A 24,950-nucleotide genomic window follows, 5' to 3' on the forward strand; every position below is an offset into this window, starting at 1 on the left:
CTATTAAGGAGGCAGACAATGACTGGTGTTGACAGACCTTTTCAAGCATATTTAGATAAAATGGATACCATTGCAGTTCTGCTGCCCTATTCTCTGAATGCCGGAGAAGCAGAAAACTTCACACTTAAATTGAATGAGACCCGGACAAGGCTCGATATAGTGGAAAGCCGATCCCTTGACACAGTCCGGAAATATATTTGCAAAGCTCCTGAACGCATCAGTCTTGAGAATTCTTACTTAGTGGAAGATTCGAAAGGCAATCTGACAGATTTACAGATAGGGGCAGTCATCAGGACCAAGGAATTTGATGAATTGTATTATTACAGCGGCAGTGACCTCGGAGTTTTATATTCCATTGATCAAACCCAATTTAAAATCTGGGCCCCCACAGCCTCGGAGATCCGCATCCGATTGGAGGATCCCCTGGGGAATTTTCTTGGCATGCATTCCTGCAAAAGAGAGGACCAAGGGACCTGGTCCTGCAGAATAGCTGGAAACCTTGAAGGGATCCATTACCTATATGAGGTGTGCATCAATAAAACATGGCAGACAGCTGTTGATCCATATGCGGCCGCTGTTTCCTTAAATGGTGAATACGGGGTCATTATAAACCTCGAGCGTACACGTTCAGTGGGTCAGGTTTCAGAAGATTTTCCGCCAGCTTCCGATACGGTCATTTATGAAGCGCATATTAGAGATTTTTCCATCCATCCGGATAGCGGAATGGTTCAAAAAGGAAAGTATACGGGCTTTATCGAAACTGGGACCAGGACGTCACAGGGAGGATCCACAGGGCTGGATTATTTGGCCGAATTGGGAATCACTCATGTAGAGCTCCAGCCGGTCAATGATTTTGCAGGGATTGATGAATTAAATCCCTTAGAACAATACAATTGGGGATATAATCCAGTTCATTTTAACGCGCCTGAGGGCTCGTACAGCACAAGCCCTTGGAACCCCTATTCGAGGATCATAGAGCTGAAAAGCCTGATATCCGGTCTCCAAAAACAGGGAATCGGAGTCATTCTTGATGTTGTATACAATCATGTATATGAAAAAGAATCTTCCCCATTTGAAAAGATCGTCCCCGGGTATTATTTCCGCTATGATGAGTTCGGGGCACCTTCCAATGGCACAGGAGTCGGAAACGATTTTGCCTCAGAAAGGGCCATGGCAAGAAAGTACATTCTGGACTCAACAGCCTACTGGCTTAACGAATATAAAATCAACGGTCTAAGGTTTGATCTAATGGGGATCCTTGATGTTAAGACCATGAGCGAAGTAAGGAAAATTGCGGATGGCATCCGTAAAAACATTATCATTTTAGGGGAGGGATGGGACCTTAATACACCTCTTGCACAGAATGAAAAGGCAGTTATTAAAAATGCGGATCAACTGCCGGGGATTGCTTTTTTTAATGATTGGTTCAGAGATACAATCAAAGGGAGCACCTTTAATTTGTTTGACAGGGGTTTTATCTTAGGTAACACCCATAAATTAGAAGCGGTTAAACAGCTTATTGCAGGCAGTATACCGATGAACGAGGCACCGGGCCTTTTCAGCAGTCCGCTTCAGTCGATTAATTATATTGAATCCCATGACAATCATACCTTATGGGATAAACTGAGTTTATGCAGTCCTGAGGACAGCGATGAAATACGGATGGCGAGGCATCGTCTCGGCACCTCTATGGTGCTGCTTTCACAGGGAATCCCCTTTCTGCATAGCGGACAGGAGTTTTTCAGGACTAAATATAATGTGGAAAACAGCTATAAGTCCCCGGATGAAATTAATAGGCTGGATTGGGACCGGAAAGAAACATATGCCGATCATGTAAGCTATATGAAAGGCCTTCTCCAAATCCGGCAAACGCATAAGGCTTTCCGCATGGGAGACAGCGGACTAATAAAAAAACATTTAAAATTCCCTTCCGCTCCATCTAATACGGTCGTCTTTTTTCTAGAGGAAGTGGGAGATTATGGACCGTGGAGAAATATTGCGGTCATTTTCCACAATGGCCTGAATGCCAAGGAAGTTTCTTTCCAGCTGGGAGGAGACGGAGAATGGCTTCTCTTATGCGATGGGACAAAGGCCGGGGTCAATCCGATCCAAAAAGCGGATACGTTGTCATATAAGGTAGAACCGCTCAGCACCTATGTTTGGGTCCAGTAAGAAAATCCTTCCCCCTCTTGACGGCTAAACCTATTTTCATCTAAAATTTACAAGATAGCTATTTTGTCGCTCGTTAGAAACAAAAGCGGCCGGCTGTCTTTTTTGTTGGCTGTTTTTTTATAAGGTTTTTAGGTTGATTACGTTCCAGGATGCCCGCTTTCCGCGGGGCGGGCGTTGGGCCTCCTCGGCGAAGCGCCTGCGGGGTCTCACCTATCCCGCTAATCCCGCAGGAGTATCATACCTGGAACGTAATCAACCTAGTTTAACAGAGGGTATTCATCCTTAAAGACGTTAAATACAACAATCTATTAGTAAATAGCCCTTTTTATTTACTTATAGACTTGAAAAGTATTTGAATATATTGCCAATGGATATAAATAATACAAAAAATCGGGGCCGGCTGTATGCCCTGTTAATCCGTTAAAATTGAAGGTGAACCATTTGGAATATTTATTAGGCCGGGATTGGGAAATATCTCCTGCCGGGGGAGCAACAGGAGAAGCCTTCATTGCCAAAAATGATGATCAGAAGCTTTTTCTTAAAAGAAATTCATCTCCATTTCTTGCGGTTCTTTCAGCCGAGGGGATTGTCCCAAAGCTGGTCTGGACCAAGAGGCTGGAAAACGGGGATGTAATTACCGCCCAGCACTGGCTAAGCAGCAGAGAGCTTAAACCTCAAGAAATGAATGATGAAAATGTGGCGAAATTGCTGTGGAAAATCCATCAATCCCACCCGCTGTTAAATATGCTTAAAAGGATGGGGAAGGCTCCCCTAAAACCTGAAGCGCTATTAAAACAGCTGGAGTCCTCTCTAAATGAAGATTTGGGGGATGAGCCGATTGTGGTGAAATCACTCGACTTCCTTAAAAGGAATGTGGATGCGATTCAATGTGAAGAGCATGTTGTCTGCCATTCGGACGTCAATCATAACAATTGGCTTCTTTCGGATGAACAGGAACTTTATCTAATCGACTGGGATGGGGCCATGATAGCAGATCCCGCCATTGATTTAGGTATGCTTCTGTACTGGTATGTCCCTAAAGAGGAATGGGCTGCATGGCTCAGGATGTATGGAGCGGAGCTTACGCCACATCTTGAACTCCGCATGAAATGGTATGTGATCTGCCAGACGATTATTTCCATCCAGTGGCATCTGGAGAAGGACAGGATTGAAGAAAGCACACGCTGGCTCCAATCCCTTGAGAAGATGATGGACTAACTGAATTGTCCAATGTCTTCTATCCATTGAGATATCTGGCTTTGATGCGATAGGATGTGGCCATCCAGATCGGTGGAATTCCTGCCATTTTGGCTGTAACGGTAAACTTCCTCTAGGATGGTTTTTACTCCCGTGTCAATATTCGCATTTACCATGAGGGATTTAATAAGCCTTTCCAATTGTTCACACTCGGCGACAGAGCCGCAGCAGTCAGTCTGATGATCATTTAATATATCGGTTAACAGGGACATCTGATGTTCGCATGAAAGCGGCATGAGCTCACAGCCTTTCTAGTTTTGTTAATAAGGTTCTTTTATTAAAGTCCCGATTTTTGATTGATTTTATACTGTCCTTTGAAAACGGCTGTTCAAATCACAGCCTTTTTTAATGATAAAAGGCTAATTTCCAGCATGATGATACAAATTAAGTAAGATATAAAGGAGTGTTACAATGCGTACCAGACATAAACCTTGGGCAAAAGAGAAATTGGCCCAATTCCCTCAGTATGTCATTCAAGATCCGGTCAGCCACAAAGGCAGCTGGGCAGAAGTCTTCCATAATGAGAATCCTCTTCACATAGAAGTCGGAACAGGTAAGGGAAGTTTTATAACAGGCATGGCGAAGGCTCATCCAGATATTAATTACATTGGAATCGAGCTATCAGAAAGCGTAATTGTCGCAGCTCTTGATAAAATTGTTGAAGAAGAGCTGCCAAACATAAAATTGATGAATCTCAATGCCGCGGATCTTGAAGAGTGCTTTGCCAAAGGCGATGTGGACAGAGTTTATCTGAATTTTTCTGATCCATGGCCAAAAACCCGCCATGAAAAGAGGCGGCTGACGTATAAAGACTTTTTAAAGATTTATGAGAACATTCTTCCGGATAAAGGGGAAATCCACTTTAAAACCGATAATCAGGGATTGTTTGAATATTCCCTGTCCAGCCTTTCCAGGTATGGGATGACTTTGACCTTTGTGAGCCTTGACCTTCATAACAGCGATTTTGAAGGGAATATCATGACAGAATATGAAAAGAAATTTTCAGAACGAGGTCAAAGAATTTATCGTCTTGAGGCACATTTTAACTAATATGCGTTCACTCCAGAAGCCTCCTTTCTGGAGTGTTTTTTGTGTGCAGTATATTCTCCGCATTTTCTAAATTGTTTTAATCTTGTGATATGAAATGATAGAATTTGTATGGGAGGGATTTCTATGGAAACATTGCAGGCAGGAGACTTTCAGCTTACATGGCTGGATGGAGGGGTGACCAATCTGGATGGAGGAGCCATGTTCGGGGTGGTTCCGAAACCATTATGGTCAAAAAAATATGCGGTAAATGAATTCAATCAAATCGAGCTGAGAACAGATCCAATTTTAATCCAAAAAGGTGGAAAGAACATCCTTGTTGAAAGCGGTATCAACAAGGGGAAGCTGAGTGCTAAACAGCTTCGCAACTATGGAGTCACGCAGGAATCGAATCTGGAAGAGTCCTTGGAAGTGCTGGGTATCTCTCCGGAGGATATACATATAGTTTTGATGACTCATATGCATTTTGATCATGTCTGCGGACTTACGAAGCAGGATGAAACCGGGGCATGGATTTCCGTTTTTAAACATGCGGAAATTATTACTTCCAGGGTGGAATGGGACGAAATGAGGAATCCGAATATCCGGTCTGTCAATACATACTGGCCGGAAAACTGGGAAGCCATCGCCCACCAGGTAAAGACCTTTGAAGAGGAAAGAGAGATTATGGATGGACTAAAAATGGTCCATACTGGCGGACACAGTGACGGACATTCCATTTTAGTCATGGAAAGTAAGGGAGAAACGCTGATTTATATGGCAGATTTAATGCCTACTCATGCACATTCCAATGTCCTGTGGGTTCTGGCTTATGATGACTATCCGATGAAATCCATCGAACAAAAACAAAAATGGATGAAGTTCGGCCTTGAAAAGAATGCATGGTTTACTTTTTATCATGACGCAGTCTATAGGGCCGTTAAATGGGATGGGGAAGGTAAACAGATACTTAAAACTATCGAAAGAAAGAGATAGCCATATTAAAGAGGGGCCGGATTTAGTAAGAACCGGCCCCTCTTTTTAATCTTTTCTATCTCGCGATTAATTCAATTATGCCTGCTGTTTTTGCGTCCGCTATGAATTCAAAGCTTTCTTGGCGGCCATTGGTGTTTTTGGTAATTCCTCCGCGGTAAACCTTATATGGCAAATCGTATTTTTCGTACATCTCCGGCTTCATTAAAATCCAGGAACCTTGAATTCTTCCATCAGTTTTTAACAGGGATTTTACGTGATTAAGAACCTTCTCAGGGGAAGCTTCAGATTTCTGATCCAAGGCCCGCCATAGTACAAAACCTGCGGCAAAGCCCGCCCCTAATCCGGCACCAAAGGTTTTCCAGTTCATATTGCACCCCGATTCAAGTAGATAAGCTGCTTTATCCTCCGAAGCATTTGGACAGCGTTCGCCTAAAGCAGCTGAATATTATTATAATCAAGTATAACAGGAATGTTTATACTATGTAGAACAATATTCTGGTAGGGATTCATAAATTTCTGTAAAATTGCAAAGTACATAATCTTTAATGAATGGGGTCTTTTGAATGAACCAGGAAACATTATCTCTTTTTAAGACATTGACAGAGCTGCCGGGAGCGCCCGGAAATGAATATTTAGTGCGCGATTTTATGAGATCGGAATTGGAAAAGTATTCTGACGAAATGGTGCAGGATAAGCTTGGCAGCATCTTTGGAGTCAAAAAAGGAAAAGAAGGAGATCCGGTTGTAATGGTTGCCGGACATATGGATGAAGTCGGCTTCATGGTAACGGGAATCACTGATAATGGAATGATCAAGTTTCAGCCGCTTGGAGGATGGTGGAGCCAGGTATTATTGGCCCAGAGAGTTCAGGTCATAACGGATAATGGCCCTGTTATCGGGGTGGTTGGTTCGATTCCTCCTCATTTACTTGGAGATGCACAGAGAAATACACCGATGGATATGAAAAATATGCTGGTTGATATTGGCGCGGATGATAGGGAAGATGTAAAGAAAATGGGAGTCAAGCCCGGTCAGCAGATTGTTCCGGTTTCACCATTTACACCGCTCGCAAACGAAAAGAAGATTTTGGCAAAAGCCTGGGATAACCGTTATGGCTGCGGCCTTTCAATTGAATTAATGAAGGAGCTGAAGGATATATCCCTGCCGAATACCCTGTATTCAGGTGCGACCGTCCAGGAGGAAGTGGGCCTGAGAGGGGCAAAAACAGCCGCCAATTTAATCAAGCCTGATATTTTTTACGCGCTTGATGCGAGCCCTGCAAATGACATGAGCGGAAATCCAAATGAATTCGGCCAGCTTGGCAAAGGAGTATTGCTAAGAATCTTAGACCGTACGATGGTCATGCACAGAGGAATGAGGGAGTTTATCCTGGAAACAGCGGAAGACAACCATATTCCTTACCAATATTTTGTATCACCAGGCGGCACGGATGCTGGAAGTGTCCACCTTGCGGGTGAAGGAGTTCCAAGTGCCGTAATCGGCATTTGCTCCCGTTATATCCATACATCAGGATCCATCCTGCATATCGATGACTATGCAGCAGCAAAGGAACTGCTTGTGAAGCTTGTAAAGAGCACGGACCGGACAACTGTAGAAACCATCCATAAAAATGTCTGACAGATGTCAACTAAATGTGGGGAGGGCCTGGGGCCGTCCCGCTTTTTTGCAGAGAGGAGAGGTTTTAAGTGAAAAAGGCTGCAATAGGAAGTAAGAATCCAATGAAAGTCAAGGCTGTAAAGGATGTTCTGGACGAGTTTGAAATTCTGTCCATGGAAGCAAAATCCGGTGTGTCAGAGCAGCCCTTATCGGATGAAGAAACGATTACCGGTGCGATTAACCGGGCCAAACAATGTGTGGATGAGCTTCAGGCAGAAATCGGATTCGGGCTTGAGGGCGGTGTCCTGCAGACAGAAAGAGGCGTTTTTTTATGCAATTGGGGAGCACTTGCCTCTAAGGGCGGCGAAGTTTTCATCGCAGGCGGGGCCAGGATTCCGCTGCCAGAAGAGATTGGAAAAAGACTTATGAACGGTGAAGAATTAGGGCCTATTATGAACGATTATACAGAGCGCCATAATGTAAGTAAAAAGGAAGGAGCGATTGGCGTTTTTACGAATGAACGGATCGTTCGGTCGGACATGTTCAGCCACATTGTTTCCCTGCTCCTTGGACAATATGAATACAGCAAAAAACTAAACCATGGATAATTTCTAAGGGCAGTCATCCAGGATAGCGGATGGCTTCCCTTTTTGCAGGGGCTGTGCCACTGCAAAAAGGGAAGAAAGATCTTAATAAAAAGTATGCCAGCTGTGTAATAATAAGGAAGAGGCAGCGCCTGCAATGGGCGGGGAGGGTTACGATATAAAGCGGGTTACACATAGCAGATCAGCTTTTTAGGAGGCTTACTTCCCCTAAAGCTGATTTATAGTCGAAGCAAAGCTTTGATGATAGAATCAAGATATGATATAACGATATTTATAAGAAAGACTTTTTTATGAAAATCGTTGATACGATAGGTTGATTGGAGTGGCTGCTAGGCTCCTGCGGGATTAGCGGGACAGGTGAAGCTGGAGATGGCACACCGCCCGTCCAGCGGAAAGTGAGCATCCTGGAAGCGGAAATCAACCCCTTATTAATAGCCTAAAAAACCTGAAGGGGAATAAATATGAAAAAATTAGAATCCATGGAACAATATGAAGAACTAAAAAATCAAGGGAAAACCATCTTTTTATTTTCTGCGGACTGGTGTCCGGACTGCAGATTTATAGAACCTTTTCTACCTGAAGTTGAAGAGAAGTTTCCTGAATTCACATTTGTCTATGTAGACCGGGATGACTTCCTTGAGGTTTGTGCCGCGAATGACGTATTCGGCATTCCGAGCTTCGTTGCATATGAAGAAGGAAAAGTGCTTGGGAGATTTGTGAATAAAGACCGGAAAACCCAGGAACAGATTGAAAGCTTCATTCAATCCCTGTAATTCTCTGAAAAATTGGATGTAAAGGCAGCAGGGGACTATGGACCCTGTCCATTTTTCCCCCGCCGATAATCGGATGGGGGAATTTCATTTACGCGGGGAGGCGTCCACATGAAGATGTCAGGAATTAAAATGAAAAATATATTGACGGAAAAACTCAAAAGCCCGGAAAGGACCTTTGAGTATAATAAGGAAAAGGAAACTCTTAGGATTACCAACACGAAAACAGGAAAAGGGATAACGATTTCTCTGCCGGGCATTATCGCCGGATGGGAGCAGAAAGCTGAAAAGGCCGTGGAAGAGGTTGTTTATTATGTGAATGAAGGGCTTGCCGTTATGGGTGAATCTCATATCCTTGAAGGAAATGAGAAGAAAATCCTGCCGGTCATACGTTCTACCTCCTTTCCTAATGAATCAAAAGAAGGAGTTCCTTTCCTGTTTGACGAGCATACGGCTGAAACGAGAATTTATTATGCGCTTGATCTTGGGAAAACGTATAGGCTTATTGACCAGGAATTAATCCAAAAAGAGGGATGGGAAATCGACCGGATTAAAGAGATTGCGGGATTTAATCTCCGGTCTCTATCCACTCAGCTGAAGGAAGACCGGGTCGCAGGGAATATCTTTTATTTTCTGAATACCAACGACGGCTATGATGCCAGCAGGATATTAAATACTGCATGGCTTTCCCGGATGAAGGAACAAATCAATGGAACGATGGCGGCGGCTGTTCCTCATCAGGATGTACTGATTATTGCAGATATACAAAACCAGACGGGATATGATGTTCTTGCCCAGATGGCCATGAGCTTTTTCGCGAATGGGCATGTACCGATAACGGCCCTTTCATTTTTGTATGAGAACGGAGAATTGGAACCGATCTTTATCTTAGGCAGGAACCGTCCGGCGGAAGAAGAAAAGAAATGAGCCTGAATACAGCAGAAAGTCCCGCCGCTTACCCGGCGGTTTTTTTCGTTCTTCTTTTTTGATAGATCAATAAAAATGAAATTATGCCGAAATATGTAAAGCAAGGGTGCATTTTCAAAAAAGAAGAGGCTATTGGCTCAGTTTGAAGAAATGGAGAAAAGGGAACTGTCATTAAGGGGGTATAGGTGCAGTCCTCCGGGAAAAAACCCCTATTTTCTCCCATTCTCTACATAGATTTTACTAATCTTATTTTTTTGCTCGAAATTTTGATAATTACTGTTAAACTATAAAAAAGCGGCTATTCTAGAAGCAATGTAAATAGAAGTCTTCTTTGGCTGAAGGAGAGCATAGCCCTTAAGCCCATAGATGTTTTTGTCAAAAAATGAACGACCCGTTATAAGGGGCCCTGGGCATTAGAATCAGGGATATCCATATGAATGAACAATGCATACTTAATGACTAAGAATAAAGAAAAGAGTGATTTCGTTGAAGTGGCTGATAAAAAAGCTTTCCAAACTTTTTCAGCATGAAGAAGAAATAATTGAAGTAGAGGAAATCATTGTGGATGATTCCATTGAGGCGGAAGAGCTTCACCGGAAAATTGAGGAAGCTAAGCTGAAGGTCAAGAACAGTAATCCCGAGAAGCATTCCCTGGCTTCCTTCCATGTACCTGATGTGGAGGAGCCGCCTGTTGAAGCCGTGAGAAACCACAAACCCATCATCCCTATTATTAATCCCTCGACTCAAAGCAGGGAAGTGGATGCCAAGATATCCTATCAATATCCAAAAGGGAACTTCAGGTTTCCTGTTGAGATCGAAACAGGAAGCAAAAAACCGAGGAGAACCGGTACAAGCCGGAATATTTCAACAGAACCGCCGCGCACTGTCACCCGGGAAACCAAACAGCCGGTTAAACGCGAGTACAAAAATGCAAATAAGGAGAGAGACGCTGATCTGTCTGAAAAGAAACGGCCATTCCGCCCGACGGAAATTCCTTCTCCCATTTACGGCTTCAAACAAAGGCCGGATAAACAGGAGCTTCCATCAAATCCGTATGGAGGGCAGCCTCAAGACCGCTCTCCGCTTGATCGAATCGGGAACAGCACCCTGGATTATATGGATATTTCTCATAAGATCCATATTGCCTCTGCCAAAAAGAGTGTCACCAGGTCACCTGAGACAAAAAAAATGGCTGCTGAACAGCCATCCCGTCTTGAAGGGAGTGAGGAAGAACATGAACACAGCCCCAGGCCTGTTTTAAATATGGATTCCGCTTTTCAGAATGAATCCATTCAGGTTGAACATCCAGAGGAATATCCAATGGAAGAACCGGAAGCAGCTATAGAATCATTACCTTCAGCAGACTGGGAAGAGGAAGAAGTGGCGGATGAAGCTTGGGAAACCGAGAGCGCGGGAGCAGCTCTCCTCTTTCAGGACGAAGAGGAAGAATCGGGCCAGGACGCTTCAGCTGAGGTGGAACATAAGCAGGTGCAGGAATCGGCTTTTTTTAACGGAGAGCCTTTCGGCCATGAGGAGCAGAGGCCAGAGGCAAACCATAATCATCAGGAATACCCTGTTCAGGAACAGCAGCCACAGGATGCGCCGTCACCGGCAGAACCCAGAAAAGGAAAGACCATCCCTTTTAACGTGGTCATGTTAAAACAGGATAAAAAAAAATTAAATTCTAGGCCTGCTTCAGGCCATAACCAGGTATATCAAAATACACCGGTCCTGCAAATGATGCCTAAAGCGGAAGCGAGGGAGGAGCGTCTTCCGGCAAAGGAAAGTGCCAGACAGGAAGAAGATGACTCCTATTCCCCTGCAGACACCCGTTATACACTGCCTTCCATCGATCTTCTGACTCCGGGGGCGCACGCTGAAAATGATGAGGACTGGCTATTTGAGCAATCTGAAATATTGAATGAAACTCTGCTTAATTTCAATGTCAGGGCAAGAGTGGTAAATGTGACCCAAGGCCCGGCCGTTACACGTTTTGAAGTCCAGCCGGAACCGGGAGTAAAGGTAAATAAGGTGACAAACCTTACAGATGATATAAAACTGGCCATGGCAGCGCAGGATATAAGGCTTGAAGCACCAATACCTGGGAAGCACACTATAGGGATTGAAATCCCCAATCGGAAAAGCAAACCGGTTTTCATCAGGGAAGTGCTGGAAAGTGACGCTTTTCGGATGAATGCTTCACCGATGGCCGTTGCTCTCGGGCTGGATATATCCGGAGAACCGATTGTGACGGATCTTAGGAAAATGCCGCATGGACTTATAGCGGGAGCTACAGGTTCAGGAAAGAGCGTCTGTATCAATACCATGCTGGTCAGCCTGCTGTTTAAGGCTGCCCCGCATGAATTAAAGCTATTATTGATTGATCCAAAGATGGTGGAACTGGCACCATATAATCATATTCCCCATCTGGTCAGCCCTGTGATCACGGATGTAAAGGCGGCTACAGCCGCCTTGAAATGGGCAGTGGAGGAAATGGAACGAAGATATGAGCTATTCGCCCACGCCGGGGTAAGGGATATAAACCGGTATAATGAAAAAGCCCAGGATGCCGGACAGCTTTCTCAAAAGCTTCCGATGATGCTGATCATTATTGACGAGCTGGCGGATCTGATGATGGTAGCCCCAGGAGAGGTGGAGGAAGCCATTTGCCGGATTGCCCAGAAGGCAAGAGCCTGCGGCATCCACTTGATTCTTGCTACCCAGAGGCCCTCGGTGGATGTCATTACGGGATTGATTAAGGCCAATATACCTACAAGAATTGCTTTTTCCGTTTCCTCCCAGGTGGATTCTAGAACGATCATCGATACGGCAGGTGCAGAAAAGCTCCTTGGCCGGGGAGACATGCTTTTTGCGGAAAATGGTTCTTCCAAAACAGTAAGAATTCAAGGGACTTTTGTATCGGATGATGAAATCGACCAGGTCGTTCAGCATGTTAAATGGGAACAAGAGCCCCAGTATTTATTTGAACAGGAAGAACTTCTGAAAAAAACACAGATTGCAGATGAGGCTGATGAGCTCTTCCTGGAAGCCTGTGAATTTGTGGTAAATCAGAGTGTCGCATCAGCCTCAAGTCTCCAGAGGCGGTTCCATATCGGGTATAACCGGGCTTCCCGTCTGATTGAAATGATGGAAACGAAAGGAATCATTTCGGAAGCTAGGGGAAGCAAGCCCAGGGACGTCCTGATCTCTGAAGATGAACTTGAATACCTGCAAACCACGAATACCATGGTGTAAAATCATGGTATTTCTTCTGGCTGAGGGAATCACCGCGAGAATGAAATCTTCCCGTTTCTTCCCAGCACATAAAAAATGGGCAGTTGGTCCTTGATTTTGAACACCGTTTATGGGAGATGTATATACTATCGTATAACCATCTAAAGAACTATTTGCTTTTTTGTGATTAGAGATATAATATTCAAGAATATACGATTACTAAACAGCGGAATCCTTGGTGTTCGATAAGCAAAAATTGGAGAGACAATTCTTATGGTGCTTATCATAGCTGTTCCTCATTTAAAATGGTATAATAAAAAAGCTGTACTTAAAAAAACTATCCATATTTTTTATAGAAATTAATGGACATCTGTAGAAAAAAGATCATATCTTTTACTGTCATACAGTAGACGATTGCTGGAGGTTCTCTTTATGACTGTTTATCACTTTGTTGGAATAAAGGGGTCTGGGATGAGCGCGCTTGCCCAAATCCTGCATGACATGGACTATACTGTCCAGGGTTCTGATGTAGAGAAGCGCTTTTTTACCCAGGCTGGATTAGAAAGATCAGGAATTAAAATTCTTCCGTTTGATGCGGATAATATTACACCAGGCATGACCATCATCGCCGGTAATGCCTTTCCTGACAGCCATCAGGAAATTCAGAGAGCGATGGAGCTTGGCCTTCCTGTAGTCAGATATCATAAATTCCTAGGGGACTTTATGAAAAGCTTCACCAGTGTAGCTATTACTGGTGCGCATGGAAAGACATCCACTACCGGTCTCCTCGCCCATGTCATGCAGGGAGCTAAGCCCACCTCATTCCTGATTGGAGACGGTACGGGCAAAGGAAATAAAGAAGCGCAGTATTTTGTATTTGAAGCATGTGAATACCGGAGACATTTCTTATCCTATCATCCGGATTATGCCATCATGACAAACATTGACTTTGATCACCCTGATTATTTCTCAAGCGTGGAAGACGTATTCCAGGCGTTCCAGGAGATGGCGCTTCAGGTAGGCAAGGGCATTATCGCCTGTGGTGACGATGAACAGCTGCAGCGTATACAAGCTAAAGTGCCTGTATTATTTTATGGATTCAGCGCGGAAAATGATTTCCAGGCAAGGGGAGTCCAGACTACGTCTGAAGGAACTTCCTTTGAGGTTTATGTTCGCAATACGTACTATGAATCTTTCTCCATTCCTTCCTATGGAAATCATAATGTATTGAATGCCCTGGCTGTAATTGCCCTTTGTCAATACGAGGATATTGATGTCGAAGTCGTCAAGGAACAGCTTAAATCCTTTACGGGGGTTAAACGCCGTTTCACTGAAAAGCAGCTGAATAAACAGGTAATCATTGATGATTATGCACATCATCCTACCGAAATAACTGCTACAATCGATTCAGCCAGAAAGAAATATCCAGGAAAGGAAATTGTGGCTGTATTCCAGCCGCATACCTTTACAAGAACCCAGACATTCCTGGCTGATTTCGCAGACAGCCTGAATCTGGCTGACAAAGTATACTTATGTGAAATTTTTGGTTCTGCCCGTGAAAACCAAGGAAAACTGTCCATAGAAGACTTACGGGAAAAAGTACCTGGAGCAGAGCTGATCAATGAGGAAAATACAAGCCCTTTACTTTCCCACAATGACGCGGTGATTTTATTTATGGGAGCCGGGGACATCCAAAAGTTCCAGGTTGCATATGAAAAATTGGTCCTTCAGGAAAGCTGAAGGAAAGTAAAGGTTAATGCTGTCTTAAAGACAGCCTGGACTGCAGGCGGACTCAGATGAAAATCGGGTCTGGCTGCAGTTTTTTTATCCCGAGGTAAAAAAGCAGCACGCGGGGCTGGCGGGGGATAATTATGATCCGGAATTTCAAATCCATGGTAAGTCCTTAAAACAAAATCAGGCGGAGAAAAACGAAAGCTTTTCTCCGCCTGATTTTGTTTTAGCTCGGCTGATTTCTCCATCTAGGATTTTATCTTATGCAAAGAAGCCGATAAATAGACGGCGATCCTGACTGAAACATTACTTGCTTCATGTAAAATGGGCTGTTCGGAAAGCCGGTAGACTTTCTGAACAGCCCCTTCATCATATCAAGAATTATTTTAGATTTTCAGGATTTAACTGCTCAAGCTCTGGAAGGACGAACTTGCCGTCCTTGCGGATTAATACATCATCAAAGTAGATTTCTCCGCCGCCGTATTCAGGACGCTGGATATTCACCATATCCCAGTGGATATTGGAATGGTTTCCGTTATAAGCTTCGTCATAGCACTGCCCAGGCGTAAAGTGGAAGCTGCCATCGATTTTCTCATCGAATAGGATATCCTGCATCGGAGTCTGGATATAAGGATTCACTCCAATAGCAAATTCCCCTACAAAGCGTGCTCCCTCGTCTGTATCAAATATCTTATTGATTCTTTCAGTATCATTAGATTCCGCTTCTACAATTTTTCCATCTTTAAATGTAAGCTTCACGTTTTCAAATGTAAAGCCGTGATATGGAGATGGTGTATTGTAAGTGACTGTGCCATTTACTGAATCGCGGACAGGCGCTGTGTAAACCTCACCATCCGGTATATTCATCTGGCCGGAGCATTTTATGGATGGAATGTCTTTAATAGAGAAGGTAAGATCCGTGCCAGGACCTGTGATGCGGACTTTATCCGTTTTATCCATCAATGCAACTAGGCTGTCCATCGCTTTATCCATCTTGCTGTAGTCAAGATTACATACATCGAAATAGAAATCTTCAAAGGCTTCTGTGCTCATTTTTGCCAATTGGGCCATGGATGAAGTAGGGTAGCGGAGTACGACCCATCTTGTTTTTGGAACGCGGATTTCTCTATGTACTTTTTTGCCTACCGTATCGCCGTAGATTTTCATTTTATCTGCAGGAACATCTGCCTGCTCATTGATATTGTCGCCTGAACGAAGGCCTATATAAGCATCCATGTTAGCCATTACATTCGCTTCAAAGTCAGCAATCATGCTGTACTGCTCTTCCTGTGCACCCATGAACATTGCTCTGTCCACCTGTGCATCCTTCAGTAATACGAAAGGATATCCCCCCGCCGCATAAGCTTCTTTAACAAGCGCTGTTACAAGCTCCCGCTGAAGGCCGAAGTTTTCAATCAGCACTTTCTCACCTTTTTGAAGCTTGACTGAATAGTTGATTAAATTTTTTGCAAGTGTTTCAATTCTTGGATCTTTCATAAGATATACCCCCGTTCATTGATTAGAGAGGCTGAACATTTAGACAGTCCCTAACATATTGTAACCGAATTTTAAAATAATTTTTACTATATTTGCTTGGATGGAGCGAAAACATTTTTTTATGGACATAATGATTATGGCAGGAATTTTAAATGATAATATTGAAAAAAGACTAAGTAGTTTATAATAATAACATTCGGGTAATATCATTTATGTATAGTTGAAGGAGGTGTTCTTGTGAGAATCATTTTATATTTAAGTGTTGCAGTTATAGCCATAGCCTTTTTAATCTTAGTGCTATATCTGGCCAAAACCCTAAAATCACTGCAAAGTACTTTAGACAGCGTATCACACACACTGTCAGGGCTTGAAAAGCAGATGCAGGGCATTACTCTGGAAACAACTCAGCTGCTGCACAAAACTAATGCTCTCGCTGAGAATATACAAAAGAAATCAGAAAACCTGGACACTGTGTTTGTCGCCGTTAGAAATGTAGGGACTTCCCTGCAAAGCTTTAACTCTTCGCTTCAGAAGGTTTCGGCTAAAGCACAGAACAGGCTGGAAGACAATCAGGATAAAATTGCGCAGGTCGTTCAATGGGGCAACGCATTCATGGAGCTCCGCGACCGGTGGAAGAACAAAAGGTCCCTTTCCGAACCAGCACAGGCAGGGATTGAATCCCAGCTTCCAACTGACAATCTCCCTAAAAAGAGATTCTTAAGGTCCCGTTGATTATTTAAAATTATAAATGAAAAGGGGAATTACGATGACTCAGAGAGAAAACATGCAGGCTTATAGAGAGAATGGACAGGCATACCGTGAAAATGGGCAATCTAATCGTGAGAACCACCAGCTGTACCAGGAATACCGCGACAGCAAAGAGAGCATGAACACAAAGGACTTCTTAATTGGAACACTTATCGGAGGAATAGTAGGTGCGGCTACCGCATTATTCATGGCTCCGAAGTCAGGAAAAGAGCTACGTTCCGACTTGAATAATCAAACTACGAACCTGCTTGATAAAACGGAGAAGATCCGCCAGACCGCCATGGAAAAAGGGACGCAATTGGCATCCGCTGCCAAGGACCGCACAAGCTCCATTTCAGGCATGGTTACAAACAAATCCCAGGATCTTATGAACAAATCCCAGGGCTTGATGAGCAAATCCCAGGATTTGATGGGCAAAGTCAAGAATATGACTGGTAAACAAAGCGGCAGCACGGAAAGCAGCTCCAATGGGCTGACAAATACGGCAAGTTCAATTACTCCAGTGACTGCTCCACAGGATTACAGTGAAACCGCTGAAGAAGAGCTATTGACCGGAACAGCTGAGACTGGGGAAGTATCATCAAATGATACAACCTCCAGCTTAACAGATACCATGGATGCTACTACAGAGGGCCAGACAGCAACTAATCCTTATTCTGCATCCAGTTCTAAGACGACCGGAAATTCGGATTCTACTCAGGCTGATTCTGAGGAGAATAAAGAAGAAAGCTCAACTGGAAAAAACTCTTAAGCTAAGGTTTTGTCATTGCGGGCGGTGAAGTGGTAAGATGGCTTCATCGCCTGTTTTAGTTAGGAAAGAAAAGGAGAATGAGGATGTCATTAAAGAAAATTTTATCTCAGGAGCAATTTGAGGAATTAGCCGATTCTGATATGTTTCTTTTGGTTAAACATAGTTTAACTTGTCCGGTGAGCCAGGCTGCTTTCGAGGAATATGAAAAGTTCGCAGTGGCCAGCGGCATAAATACAGCTTATTTGGCTGTCCAGGAAGCGCGCCCTTTATCCAATTTTGTAGCAGAGAAATACCAAATCAAGCATGAATCTCCACAGGCCATACTCTTTAAAAACGGAAAGCCTGTATGGAATACTTCTCACTGGAAAATCACTGAGAAGTCTTTGCGCGAAGCATCTCAGGCATAATAACCCCGCACCCCGCAAATGATGGGGTGTTTTTTTTGCAAAGATCTTAAAAGAGGAGGGATCCTTATCCCATCCTCTCTGGATTGCCCCTTGTGTCTAAAAGGTGTTAGGCCTTTTCCATTCTCCTTGATGCAGGCCACATGAGCTTTAGCTCGTCGCCAGCTTCTATCTGTTCGTCAAAGCTGCTTTCCTTATTATTTTTTAATAACAAAAATTTGGATGAAGCCGAGGGAGGCATTTCAATTTCAATCGATTGGAAAATATCTTGGAAGATGAACCCTTCTTTATTTTGAATCATGGTAAGATCTGCAAGATGCTCAATCTCATTGTTTTCGTCCAGCAGTTTCCCGTCCATAAAAAAATCAGCAAAGGGCTTTTCTAGCCGCAGCTTTTTTCCATTAAAGCTAACTTCGATGACTTGGCGGGGCAGCTTCAGCGATTTGCACAATTCTTCAATGGTAATCGAGGTGTGTCTTTCTATGACGATGTCATCCTGATCTTCATAATCTGCATCGTTATACGTTTCTGCTCCGTTTTTACAGATCCTGAACCCGATTCCCTCTATGGCATACAGTCTGCTGTTAATCCGAACTTTGAATGACCCCGACACAGCACCTGAGGTGAGTCTGAGCGACTCAAGAAGATGCTGGATCGTTTGGGGCAGTCTGCATGAAATCCGGTCCCCGTTCTTTACAAAAACATTGCGGTCAGCAGGACGTCCATTCACGAACACACGGGCTTCCACCACATAGGTAATCCCATTAATGGAAATGGTTTTCCTCGGAACTTCCGGCAGCAATTCAGACAGCACGATCGCATCTGAATATGGAGAACTTTCTAGATCAAACTTTATAGAGTCTCCTTCCACTATTGGATCTTCCAAAAAACAGGGCTGCTGGTTAAGAAGGAGAGCAGCATGCTTTTTCTTCTTCAGGGGAATTTGAAGAAGCTTATGATTGAGTTCGACGGTCATCATTTGATCATCTGGTGAACATCTTTCAGGGTTTTTCCCGCATGCCGCAAGGGCCTCCCTGACAGTTAATTGTTTATATTGAAACAAGCTAACCTTTTGATCGTTTACAGTCACCTGGATATAGGGGATGGAGGGATAGATTCCGGTTAATCCAATCCCGATAGGAGTGACATACTCAGGGCCAAGAAGAGTTCCCTCAGGCAGGACGGCACATGGTATAGCGTCAGGACACTGGATTACAACCCGCTCCTCCGGTAATTGCAGTTTTCCGGCAAGGAGGCGTGGAAGCTTTGGGGTCTGGCTACCGCCGCCTATCAATATGACAGCCTGCGGCGGCTTATGATGGTTAAGCTTTATAATTTCTCCGGCAATGGAGTCAGCCAGGGCATCCAGTGCCGGAGAAATCCTTCTGACCGCCTCTTCCTTCGGTATTCTGGATTCATGCCCTAGGACATTTTTAACTGTAATTGATTCTTCTGTCATAAGTTCTCTCTTTACTTTCTCAGCCTGCTGAAAGTCAAGCAGCAATTCTCTTGCCAGGGACTCGGTTATCCTGTCTCCTGCTGCTGGTACCATTCCATAGGCTATGACCGTATCCTGATCAGTAATTGCTACATCTGCTGTTCCTGCACCAATATCGACAAGTGCCAGATTAAGGTTTCTCATGGATGGTCCCACTAAAGCACTGATGGCAGCAATCGGTTCAAGAGTGAGTCCCGCTAGTTGAAGGGAAGCACGATTTAAGGCAGCTGTTAAGGACTCCACTACTCCTTTTGGCAGGAATGCAGCAATGATTTCAACACCAGCCTTCAAGCCGTATTGTTCTAAAAGACAGCCAATCTTATGCCCATCCACCATGTAAGATAGGACAGAATAGCCAGCGCAGATATACTCCCCGGAGGCTGCCCCATTTTCGGTTGAAAGCTGGATCAAAGCTTTTTCGAGGGCTTCCCGCTCCAGCTGCCTGATATCCTCCTCTGTCTTTATGGGATAATCAGCTATATGTTGATAAGAACAGGCCTTCTGTGTTTTTAAAGATCGTCCTGCTGCAGCAGCAAAAACAGATTCCAAAGCTCCGTTCCTTGTTTCCAATCCCTTTTTTATGTCGCTAATCAAGAGCGATACAGCGGGAATATCATGAATCTGGCCATCCTTCATGGCTCTGGTCCTGTGGGTACGTACCTCTATATCGAGAATAAAATAGGTATTATTTCGTTTTTCCAGGATCATTCCAACAATAGAATGTGTACCAATATCAAGAGCAAAAATCTTTTCCATTACATCACCTCATTTCTCTTTTGTACTTTAACGCTTAAAAGCGTTTTATTGTTAAAGAAATAATTCGTGACATCTAGAATCTTTTGCTATATAATGAACACTAATTACTAAGGATACTTGTTTAAAGATTTTCAACGTATAAGAAAAATATGAATGCGACCAGCTGAAAGGGTGAAGGAATGTGAGTAACCAGGAATTGGATTTATTGCGTAATAAGCTTGATGATATCAATCTTGATTTATTAAAGCTTATTAACGAGAGGGCAACACTTGTTCGTGAGATTGGTAAAGTTAAGGAAAAGCAGGGAGTTAATAAATTTGATCCTGTCCGGGAAAGAAAGATGCTGGATTTGATAAAATCACAGAATAACGGACCGTTCAATAACTCTACAATCGAGAAGCTGTTTAAGGAAATCTTTAAAGCTGGTCTCGGCCTTCAGGAAAGCGAGCAGAAGAAGACTCTTCTTGTTTCAAGAAAACAAAAGCCGGAAGATACGATCATCAATCTAAAAGGTGAATTGATCGGAAATGGAACACCAAGCTTTGTTTTTGGCCCTTGTTCAGTGGAATCCTACGATCAGGTTGCCGCAGTGGCAGAAGCTGTTAAACAAAAGGGTCTAAAGCTTCTTCGCGGCGGAGCATATAAGCCTAGAACTTCTCCTTATGACTTCCAGGGACTTGGGCTGGAGGGCTTGAAAATCCTCAAAAGAGTAGCGGATGAGTATGATCTGGCTGTAATTAGTGAAATTGTAAATCCGGCAGACATTGAAACAGCGGTAGAATATCTAGATGTGATCCAAATCGGTGCCAGAAACATGCAGAACTTTGAACTGCTGAAAGCAGCAGGAAAGGTCGATAAGCCGATCCTTCTGAAAAGAGGCCTTGCTGCTACAATTGATGAGTTTATCCATGCAGCTGAATATATCATCTCACAGGGAAATGGAAAGATCATTCTTTGCGAGCGTGGAATTAGGACGTATGAAAAAGCAACCAGAAATACATTGGATATATCTGCTGTGCCTATCCTTAAACAAGAAACCCACTTGCCTGTCATGGTGGATGTCACCCACTCCACTGGCAGAAGGGACTTGTTAATCCCTACAGCAAAAGCTGCCTTGGCAATTGGAGCTGATGGAGTAATGGCCGAGGTCCACCCGGATCCAGCTGTTGCGCTTTCCGATTCTGCCCAGCAGATGGATTTTGAACAATTCGATGAATTCATGGAAGAAATACGTAAGTTAAACTGGGTTACCGTTTAAAGCTTAGCAAAAAAAGCTTCAAGCCTGGGCAGCCATTTTCAGCTGCAGTCCTTTTCATTCAGTTTACAGCCTCCCTAATTGGGAGGTTTTTCTGGTTTTTTCAAGCGGTGGATGAGGTAATTTAATAGGAGCAAAGCAAATTTCAAAAATTATTTTGAGAAACTATGCTTATCATTGCAGGAATGCCACAAGGTATCGTAATATTAAATACATATAATTAGGACAGGTTGTTTATTCCATGATATGAGTCCATAGCCTGGCAATATTCATGGACCCGGCAAAAATTGGCCTGGGCATAAGCATATAGCAGATTTTATATATAGCAGAATAATGTTGTTCAGAACTTAAGATGTTGTTTCTATAAATGAGTTAAGCAGTTTGGCCCTTTTAGATAAGAAGCCGCTTGAATGTCTATATGGACGCGTTTTTCACATGTAAGTACAACTATTTATGCAGCTGACAGTGATTCTGCTTGGGCAGGGATATTCATGTTCCCAGGGAAGCTTGCCCGGGGGTCGCCGTATTCAGGCTAAAGACGGTACAGCAATGTTCTATAAAAACAAATAAACCTTTGTAATATGGGGAAAAAGAATACTATAGGAGTGGTGACTATGAACATAACCATTTACGATGTAGCTAGGGAAGCTAACGTATCAATGGCGACCGTTTCAAGAGTGGTAAACGGTAATCCAAATGTAAAACCAGCAACAAGAAAGAAAGTAATGGAAGTGATCGACCGGCTGGGATACCGTCCGAATGCAGTGGCCCGCGGTCTGGCCAGTAAAAAGACAACAACAGTGGGGGTAATCATCCCTGATATCTCAAGCATTTTCTTCGCCGAACTGGCACGCGGAATTGAAGATATTGCGACGATGTACAAATATAATATCATTCTTAGCAATTCCGATCAGAACACAGAAAAAGAACTGCATCTTTTGAATACGATGCTTGGAAAGCAAGTGGACGGAATTGTCTTTATGGGATCCAAAATCAGTGAAGCCCATATTGAAGAATTTAAAAAGTCCCCAGTGCCAATCGTACTGGCCGGTACTCTTGATGAAACAGGACAGATTCCTTCAGTCAATATTGATAATGAATCAGCTGCCTATGATGCCATAAAATTCTTTACAGAAAAGGGACATAAAAAGATTGCCTTTCTTTCAGGTGTCTACAAAGATCCCATCAATGAAAAGAGAATGGCCGGTTATAAGAAGGCTCTGGAGGAAGCAGACATTGAATTTAATGAAGAGTATGTAGTCGATGGAGACTATACATATGATTCAGGAATGGAAGCAATAGACCGTCTAATGAAGATTCAAGAAAAGCCAACTGCCCTCTTGGCAGGCGGAGATGAAATGGCTCTTGGAGTCGTTCATGCGGCCCAGGATGCCGGTGTTCAGGTTCCTGGCGATCTGGAGGTCATCAGCTTCGATAATACTAGGCTGACATTGATGGTAAGGCCAAGAATCACGACGGTGGTTCAGCCGCTTTATGATATCGGCGCGGTATCCATGAGACTCCTGACCAAACTGATGAACAAGGAAGAAGTGGATGATGAGTCAGTCTTCCTTCCGCACCGTATTGAAGAAAGAGATTCCACGAAATAAAAAAGTTATAAAGCCTGGCAGGGATAAGGTTCCCTCCGGGCTTTTTTCATGCAATCTGAAGAGTGAATAATTAAAATAGCTGTAAAAAGTTTACTGGCTCGTTCCAGGGCTTCGCTTTCCGCAAGCTTCGATGCACAGAAATAGTATGCCTTTAAATGGAGGCACCATAAGTATCTAATAAGCAAATGAAAAGAGGGGTTCAGAATGAGAGCATTCTAAATCCCTTTTCTCTTAATTTTGCTTTTGCCCGCAGGCTGTATTTTTACTGCTTTGGATAGGGTAGAGCGCTTTTTCCAGAGTCAGGGCATTTTTCTCCTCAATATCCGGTTTTCGGGGAATCGGTTTGTATATGCCCTCTGGGTCATCCCAGTATTCAGGCAGAGGCATCGTCGCCCTGCTTTTCCACGCTTCCAGCCATGCAGCAGGGAGAGGGCCGGTGCTGCGGGGATTATCCGTCATTTCAAGCCAGATGAGAGCCCATGCGCGCGGTACGACCCGCCAGATATCATATCCGCCTCCCCCGACCGCAATCCATCTTCCGTTACAGTATTCGTGTGCAAGCTCATGTGCAAGCTTCGGGATTTCCCGGTAAATTTTCATTGTAGCGGATAAATGAGTAAGTGGATCATAGTAGTGGGCGTCTGCACCGTTTTGGGTTAAAATGACGTCCGGCCTGAAGTAGGCACATACCTCTCTAAACGATTTTCGATAGGCATACAGCCAGGAATCATCTTCAGTAAATGCATCGAGAGGGACATTGAAGGTAAAGCCGTATCCCTTGCCCTGACCTCGTTCATTAATTCCCCCTGTTCCGGGGAATAAGTACCTGCCTGTTTCATGCAGGGAGAGAGTACAAACATCCGGGTCATCGTAAAAGGTCCATTGGACTCCATCTCCATGATGTGCATCTGTATCAATATACAGCACCCGTGCCCCATATTTTTCCTGGATGTATTTAATGGCAACAGAACTGTCATTATAGACACAGAACCCTGAGGCCTTGCCCCTGAAGCCATGATGGAGGCCGCCGCCAAGATTCAAGGCATGCTCCGCCTTTCCGGTCATCACATAATCTGCCGCTGTAAGCGTGCCTCCAACGAGTTCTGCACTCGATTCATGCATATTCGGAAAGATTGGGGTATCTTCTGTTCCAAGTCCATAGCTTTCTGCTTTATTGCCTGGAAGCGTTCCCCGGCCGGCCTGCCTGACAGCGTTTACATATCCAGGGTCATGAACCAGCTCCAATTCCTCGTCAGATGCCTGTCTGGACGGAACGATATCAGAAGGCGATATGGCCCCATGCTTATTAAGCAGATCAAGGGTCAGCTGTATGCGCTGCTGATTAAAGGGGTGCTCACTGTTAAATTTATAACTCAGATATTTTTCTGAGTAGACAAAGGCTGCTTTTTTCATGACTCGTACCCCGCAGGATTGGGCCATAATACTTCATAGCCTTTTTCCCGTATTGCTTGGGCGACACCCGATGGATCCATGGTTCGCACTCTTATGGCCAGTATTTTAAAGGCTTCGTCCTTTTTGTCGGAATAGACGAGGATACTATTGATATTTGAATTTTTCCCTTTTATCAGTGATGCGATGTCGCTGAGCGCGCCTGTACGGTCAGGAACCCGTACCTCGATTTGTGATCCAGGCTTATTGGCGCCGGTCAGCTCCACCAGGGTGTGCAGAAGGTCTGTATCTGTAAGGATCCCTACCAATTTTTTTTCTTTTACTATAGGAAGGCAGCTGATCTTGTACTCACAAAGCAGAGCCGCTGTCTCTTCCACAAAATCAAGGGGATGGCCGGTTATGATCTCTGTTTTCATAATGGATGTAAGAGGTCTTTGCAGAGCTTCTTCGTTTTCCTTTAAATGAAGTATGGAAGGGGCTGCATCACGCAAATCCCTATCCGTCACAAGGCCAATCAAGTGGTTCTGGCTGTCAACAACCGGTATATGGCGTATTTTCTTTTGAGCAATGATCTGGAGTGCTGTTTGTATGGTATCTGTTTCAGTAAGTGAAATAAGATCGGTTTTCATCATTTCTTCTATAATCATACCGCTGCCTCCTCGGCCGT

Annotated in this window: 22 protein-coding genes; 16 read left to right on the plus strand and 6 right to left on the minus strand. The window is 43.9% G+C overall.

Going from position 1 to position 24,950, the window contains the following annotated elements; translation table 11 throughout:
- Positions 1-18 precede the first annotated feature (18 nt).
- A complete protein-coding gene (gene pulA, locus H539_RS0111405) occupies positions 19-2,172 on the plus strand; it encodes a type I pullulanase (protein WP_026693615.1) in 2,154 nt (717 codons plus the stop codon).
- A 441-nt stretch (positions 2,173-2,613) separates the two neighbouring features.
- The gene (locus H539_RS0111410) at positions 2,614-3,390 is read left to right on the plus strand and encodes a phosphotransferase family protein (RefSeq protein ID WP_026693616.1); all 777 of its coding nucleotides are present in this window, start codon (positions 2,614-2,616) and stop codon (positions 3,388-3,390) included.
- Here the strand turns inward: H539_RS0111410 and H539_RS0111415 are convergent.
- Positions 3,387-3,665, minus strand: coding sequence for a YtzH-like family protein (locus H539_RS0111415; protein WP_026693617.1), 279 nt, complete (start codon positions 3,663-3,665; stop codon positions 3,387-3,389). The genes H539_RS0111410 and H539_RS0111415 overlap by 4 nt on opposite strands.
- 175 nt (positions 3,666-3,840) lie before the next feature.
- On the opposite strand from H539_RS0111415, the gene trmB reads away from it, so the two are divergent.
- Positions 3,841-4,479: a tRNA (guanosine(46)-N7)-methyltransferase TrmB gene (trmB, locus tag H539_RS0111420; protein WP_026693618.1), complete on the plus strand. Its 639-nt coding sequence runs from the start codon at positions 3,841-3,843 to the stop codon at positions 4,477-4,479.
- 123 nt (positions 4,480-4,602) lie between these two features.
- Positions 4,603-5,451, plus strand: a complete 849-nt coding sequence (locus H539_RS0111425; protein WP_026693619.1) for a YtnP family quorum-quenching lactonase — start codon at positions 4,603-4,605, stop codon at positions 5,449-5,451.
- Between the two features lie 55 nt (positions 5,452-5,506).
- On the opposite strand, the gene H539_RS0111430 is transcribed toward H539_RS0111425, so the two are convergent.
- A complete protein-coding gene (locus H539_RS0111430) occupies positions 5,507-5,818 on the minus strand; it encodes a peptidase M4 (RefSeq protein WP_026693620.1) in 312 nt (103 codons plus the stop codon).
- 196 nt (positions 5,819-6,014) lie between these two features.
- Between H539_RS0111430 and H539_RS0111435 the strand changes: the two genes are divergently transcribed.
- The 7 genes from H539_RS0111435 (at position 6,015) to murC (ending at position 14,343) form a co-directional block, all read left to right on the plus strand.
- Positions 6,015-7,088 carry a M42 family metallopeptidase gene (locus H539_RS0111435; protein WP_026693621.1) on the plus strand — a complete coding sequence of 358 codons (1,074 nt, stop codon included), beginning with the start codon at positions 6,015-6,017 and terminating at the stop codon, positions 7,086-7,088.
- 68 nt (positions 7,089-7,156) lie between these two features.
- Entirely contained in the window at positions 7,157-7,675 is a 519-nt protein-coding gene (locus H539_RS0111440; protein ID WP_026693622.1) for a DUF84 family protein, read from the plus strand.
- A 314-nt stretch (positions 7,676-7,989) separates the two neighbouring features.
- Positions 7,990-8,112 (plus strand): hypothetical protein, encoded by a 123-nt coding sequence (locus H539_RS33095; RefSeq protein ID WP_281171413.1) that lies wholly within the window; start codon positions 7,990-7,992, stop codon positions 8,110-8,112.
- Between the two features lie 21 nt (positions 8,113-8,133).
- The gene (locus tag H539_RS0111450) at positions 8,134-8,445 is read left to right on the plus strand and encodes a thioredoxin family protein (RefSeq protein WP_026693623.1); all 312 of its coding nucleotides are present in this window, start codon (positions 8,134-8,136) and stop codon (positions 8,443-8,445) included.
- A 108-nt stretch (positions 8,446-8,553) separates the two neighbouring features.
- Positions 8,554-9,369 (plus strand): DUF1444 domain-containing protein, encoded by an 816-nt coding sequence (locus tag H539_RS0111455; RefSeq protein ID WP_026693624.1) that lies wholly within the window; start codon positions 8,554-8,556, stop codon positions 9,367-9,369.
- A 486-nt stretch (positions 9,370-9,855) separates the two neighbouring features.
- Positions 9,856-12,624: a DNA translocase FtsK gene (locus tag H539_RS28375; protein ID WP_245602168.1), complete on the plus strand. Its 2,769-nt coding sequence runs from the start codon at positions 9,856-9,858 to the stop codon at positions 12,622-12,624.
- Positions 12,625-13,035: 411 nt separating this feature from the next.
- On the plus strand, positions 13,036-14,343 hold the full coding sequence (gene murC, locus H539_RS0111465) for a UDP-N-acetylmuramate--L-alanine ligase (protein WP_026693625.1): 1,308 nt from the start codon (positions 13,036-13,038) through the stop codon (positions 14,341-14,343).
- A gap of 372 nt (positions 14,344-14,715) precedes the next feature.
- Here murC and H539_RS0111475 read toward each other — a convergent pair whose 3' ends face one another.
- Positions 14,716-15,831 carry an aminopeptidase gene (locus H539_RS0111475; protein WP_026693627.1) on the minus strand — a complete coding sequence of 372 codons (1,116 nt, stop codon included), beginning with the start codon at positions 15,829-15,831 and terminating at the stop codon, positions 14,716-14,718.
- Between the two features lie 237 nt (positions 15,832-16,068).
- Here H539_RS0111475 and H539_RS0111480 point away from each other — a divergent pair, with 237 nt between their 5' ends.
- The 3 genes from H539_RS0111480 to ytxJ all read left to right on the plus strand — a co-directional run bounded on the left by H539_RS0111480 (position 16,069) and on the right by ytxJ (position 17,757).
- Positions 16,069-16,563 (plus strand): DUF948 domain-containing protein, encoded by a 495-nt coding sequence (locus tag H539_RS0111480; protein WP_026693628.1) that lies wholly within the window; start codon positions 16,069-16,071, stop codon positions 16,561-16,563.
- A gap of 34 nt (positions 16,564-16,597) precedes the next feature.
- Positions 16,598-17,350 carry a YtxH domain-containing protein gene (locus tag H539_RS30140; protein WP_051348548.1) on the plus strand — a complete coding sequence of 251 codons (753 nt, stop codon included), beginning with the start codon at positions 16,598-16,600 and terminating at the stop codon, positions 17,348-17,350.
- Positions 17,351-17,433: 83 nt separating this feature from the next.
- Positions 17,434-17,757: a bacillithiol system redox-active protein YtxJ gene (gene ytxJ / locus H539_RS0111490; RefSeq protein ID WP_026693629.1), complete on the plus strand. Its 324-nt coding sequence runs from the start codon at positions 17,434-17,436 to the stop codon at positions 17,755-17,757.
- A 106-nt stretch (positions 17,758-17,863) separates the two neighbouring features.
- Here the strand turns inward: ytxJ and H539_RS0111495 are convergent, their stop codons facing one another.
- Positions 17,864-20,008 (minus strand): cell division protein FtsA, encoded by a 2,145-nt coding sequence (locus H539_RS0111495; protein WP_026693630.1) that lies wholly within the window; start codon positions 20,006-20,008, stop codon positions 17,864-17,866.
- Between the two features lie 181 nt (positions 20,009-20,189).
- Here H539_RS0111495 and H539_RS0111500 point away from each other — a divergent pair, with 181 nt between their 5' ends.
- Both H539_RS0111500 and ccpA read left to right on the plus strand, forming a co-directional pair.
- On the plus strand, positions 20,190-21,266 hold the full coding sequence (locus tag H539_RS0111500; protein WP_026693631.1) for a bifunctional 3-deoxy-7-phosphoheptulonate synthase/chorismate mutase: 1,077 nt from the start codon (positions 20,190-20,192) through the stop codon (positions 21,264-21,266).
- A 611-nt stretch (positions 21,267-21,877) separates the two neighbouring features.
- Complete coding sequence (ccpA, locus tag H539_RS0111505) at positions 21,878-22,873, plus strand: catabolite control protein A (protein ID WP_026693632.1); 996 nt, start codon at positions 21,878-21,880, stop codon at positions 22,871-22,873.
- A gap of 231 nt (positions 22,874-23,104) precedes the next feature.
- Here the strand turns inward: ccpA and H539_RS0111510 are convergent, their stop codons facing one another.
- A complete protein-coding gene (locus H539_RS0111510) occupies positions 23,105-24,286 on the minus strand; it encodes an acetoin utilization protein AcuC (protein ID WP_026693633.1) in 1,182 nt (393 codons plus the stop codon).
- Positions 24,283-24,930, minus strand: coding sequence for an acetoin utilization AcuB family protein (locus tag H539_RS0111515; RefSeq protein WP_026693634.1), 648 nt, complete (start codon positions 24,928-24,930; stop codon positions 24,283-24,285). Before H539_RS0111515 ends, H539_RS0111510 begins: the two co-directional genes overlap by 4 nt.
- Positions 24,931-24,950 lie beyond the last annotated feature (20 nt).

The organism is Peribacillus kribbensis DSM 17871 (assembly GCF_000430765.1).
Taxonomy (GTDB): domain Bacteria; phylum Bacillota; class Bacilli; order Bacillales; family DSM-1321; genus Paraperibacillus; species Paraperibacillus kribbensis.

Coding starts and splice junctions, on each gene's coding strand:
- ytxJ (WP_026693629.1), top strand. CDS start 17,434: ATGTCATTAAAGAAAATTTTATCTCAGGAGCAATTTGAGGAATTAGCC.
- H539_RS0111515 (WP_026693634.1), bottom strand. CDS start 24,930: ATGATTATAGAAGAAATGATGAAAACCGATCTTATTTCACTTACTGAA.
- pulA (WP_026693615.1), top strand. CDS start 19: ATGACTGGTGTTGACAGACCTTTTCAAGCATATTTAGATAAAATGGAT.
- H539_RS0111510 (WP_026693633.1), bottom strand. CDS start 24,286: ATGAAAAAAGCAGCCTTTGTCTACTCAGAAAAATATCTGAGTTATAAA.
- H539_RS0111455 (WP_026693624.1), top strand. CDS start 8,554: ATGAAGATGTCAGGAATTAAAATGAAAAATATATTGACGGAAAAACTC.
- H539_RS0111450 (WP_026693623.1), top strand. CDS start 8,134: ATGAAAAAATTAGAATCCATGGAACAATATGAAGAACTAAAAAATCAA.
- H539_RS0111415 (WP_026693617.1), bottom strand. CDS start 3,665: ATGCCGCTTTCATGCGAACATCAGATGTCCCTGTTAACCGATATATTA.
- H539_RS30140 (WP_051348548.1), top strand. CDS start 16,598: ATGACTCAGAGAGAAAACATGCAGGCTTATAGAGAGAATGGACAGGCA.
- H539_RS0111430 (WP_026693620.1), bottom strand. CDS start 5,818: ATGAACTGGAAAACCTTTGGTGCCGGATTAGGGGCGGGCTTTGCCGCA.
- H539_RS0111425 (WP_026693619.1), top strand. CDS start 4,603: ATGGAAACATTGCAGGCAGGAGACTTTCAGCTTACATGGCTGGATGGA.
- H539_RS0111475 (WP_026693627.1), bottom strand. CDS start 15,831: ATGAAAGATCCAAGAATTGAAACACTTGCAAAAAATTTAATCAACTAT.
- ccpA (WP_026693632.1), top strand. CDS start 21,878: ATGAACATAACCATTTACGATGTAGCTAGGGAAGCTAACGTATCAATG.
- trmB (WP_026693618.1), top strand. CDS start 3,841: ATGCGTACCAGACATAAACCTTGGGCAAAAGAGAAATTGGCCCAATTC.
- H539_RS0111435 (WP_026693621.1), top strand. CDS start 6,015: ATGAACCAGGAAACATTATCTCTTTTTAAGACATTGACAGAGCTGCCG.
- H539_RS0111495 (WP_026693630.1), bottom strand. CDS start 20,008: ATGGAAAAGATTTTTGCTCTTGATATTGGTACACATTCTATTGTTGGA.
- murC (WP_026693625.1), top strand. CDS start 13,036: ATGACTGTTTATCACTTTGTTGGAATAAAGGGGTCTGGGATGAGCGCG.